The organism is Enterococcus sp. C46, assembly GCF_040887565.1.
GTDB classification, from domain to species: domain Bacteria; phylum Bacillota; class Bacilli; order Lactobacillales; family Enterococcaceae; genus Enterococcus_B; species Enterococcus_B lactis.
In genome coordinates this window covers 1-2,188 of the sequence record NZ_JBFOGA010000025.1, presented here as the reverse complement: position 1 = coordinate 2,188, position 2,188 = coordinate 1, and the positions used below count along the sequence as shown (strand labels likewise).

The following is a 2,188-nucleotide window of genomic DNA, read 5'->3' as shown; positions in this document are numbered from 1 at the left end:
CATCTTTTTCTATTATTCTACCTTATTTGATAGTAGATTTAAAACTTTGCAACAGAACCATAATGCTGATATTGAGACCTTTGGAGGCTTTGATTTAGAGAGTTGCTTAGCTCTTTCTACTGGCGATAAGCGCCAAGCCTTACGTGATATGTTGGCTTTTATTTCTGAAAATGAAATTATGCATTTAAAAGACTTTGCAGATTATCGCATGTCTGAGGAAGCACCAGCTGGCTGGTTCGAACTTCTAACTGAAAGGAATACGCTTTTTATTAAAGAATATATCAAGTCAAATTGGCAGAAACAACAAAATCTTAGAGGTTCGGAGAAATGATTATGAAAACGTTAGATAAGGTTATTGTTGATATGAGTGACCCTGCTTTCCCTTATATTCTTCAGCCTATTGCTGAAGATCGATTGAAAAAAATGCATTCTAATAGTTGAATTCATTTTTTTTGTGGTTAAGCTAACACTAGCTTGCCCCGCTCGGGTAGAGTTCTGCATGAAATGCGCTCGCTATGCAATAGCCCGCCGGAGTTTTTTCTAGCCGGATAATAGGCGTAGAAAAATAGCAGTTCTCCCAGTAGGAAGGGAGAATGCTACTACCTCGTAGAGCCCACACTTTACCTTGTAAAGTATAGTGGGTTATACTTTACTTGGAAGTAATCACCGAATTCCAGTTAGAAACTATTTTGTAACTATGTTTTGAGGAGGAGTAAAATGCTTTCTTACGTCCGGCATTACCCACTAGCGATAGCTAAATTAATGTGTCTGTGCTCCCCTAAAATCTGCTGATTTATTACTGACTAATACTAATACAGGAGGTTTTTTTATGGGACAGACAATCATATCTGCTATTGGTGTTTATATTTCCACCAGTATAGATTATTTAATTGTTTTGATTATTTTATTTGCACAGCTATCACAGAATAAACAGAAATGGCATATTTATGCGGGGCAATATCTAGGCACGGGCTTACTTGTAGGGGTGAGTTTAGTTGCTGCTTATGTCGTCAATTTCGTGCCTGAAGCATGGATGGTTGGATTGCTTGGTTTAATCCCTATCTATTTAGGAATTCGCTTTGCAATTGTTGGAGAAGGTGAGGAAGAAGAAGAGGAAGAAATTATTGAAAGATTAGAACAAAGTAAGGCAAATCAACTGTTTTGGACAGTTACATTGCTGACAATTGCGTCTGGCGGAGATAATTTAGGTATCTATATACCTTATTTTGCTTCGTTAGATTGGGCACAGACCCTCGTGGCGTTGCTTATGTTTGCAATCGGCATAATTATCTTTTGCGAGCTTAGTCGGGTGCTATCCTCTATTCCGTTAATATCCGAGACAATTGAAAAATACAAGCGAATCATTGTGCCCTTAGTATTCATTCCACTTGGACTATACATCATGTATGAAAGTGGCACGATAGAGACTTTTCTAAACTTTATTTTATAGATAAAAAAGCCCCTTAAATGGGGCTTTTCTTATATTTTTTTGAATCCTAACTTCAAAATCCCAGATACGTTTTTTTACCGCTAATTCGCCAAACCAAAGAATGGAGGACTTATGATGAGTTATTTAGTCGCAAGAATGCAAAAGATGAAAGCTGGAAATTTAGTCGGCATGGGTAATCATAATCAACGGTTAACTGACAATCATTCAAACAAATATATTGATACGGAACGCTCGTATTTGAATTATGATTTAGTGGCTGGGCGCACTGATAACTTTAAAACGGATATTGAAGCCTATATCAACGAAAACAAAGCGAGTAAGCGGGCAGTTCGCAAAGACGCTGTTTTAGTCAATGAGTGGATTATAACCAGTGACAAAGATTTTTTTGAGCAATTAGACGAAGCCGAAACCCGTAAATATTTTGAAACAGCCAAACAATATTTTGCAGATAACTATGGTGACGAAAATATTCGCTATGCAGTTGTTCATATGGACGAGAAGACCCCTCACATGCATATGGGCATTGTGCCCTTTGATGATGATAAAAAGCTCTCAGCTAAGCGTATATTCAATCGTGAAGCCTTACAGCGCATTCAAGAGGAATTAACACAGTACCTCAAAGAAAATGGCTTTGATGTTCAACGTGGTAACAAAAATAAAGAGCGTAAGAATTTATCAGTACCCGAATACAAAGCTATGCGGGAAGAATTGAAAAAAATAGAGACCGAAAAACAAGAG

Annotated in this window: 3 protein-coding genes; all 3 read left to right on the top strand. The window is 37.4% G+C overall.

Translation table 11 applies throughout. The annotated features are described in order from the left end of the window. Positions 1 to 331: Rep family protein (locus tag AB3I27_RS13875; protein ID WP_236017437.1), on the top strand; the 331-nt coding region annotated here is incomplete at its 5' end. A 498-nt stretch (positions 332 to 829) separates the two neighbouring features. Continuing rightward, the gene (locus AB3I27_RS13870) at positions 830 to 1,450 is read left to right on the top strand and encodes a CadD family cadmium resistance transporter (RefSeq protein WP_002293047.1); all 621 of its coding nucleotides are present in this window, start codon (positions 830 to 832) and stop codon (positions 1,448 to 1,450) included. A 114-nt stretch (positions 1,451 to 1,564) separates the two neighbouring features. Then, positions 1,565 to 2,188, top strand: a 624-nt coding sequence (mobV, locus tag AB3I27_RS13865) for a MobV family relaxase (RefSeq protein ID WP_277890941.1), incomplete at its 3' end; no start/stop codon positions are given.

Excerpts from the sequence above, each read along its gene's own strand:
- AB3I27_RS13870 (WP_002293047.1), top strand. The coding sequence starts at position 830 with ATGGGACAGACAATCATATCTGCTATTGGTGTTTATATTTCCACCAGT.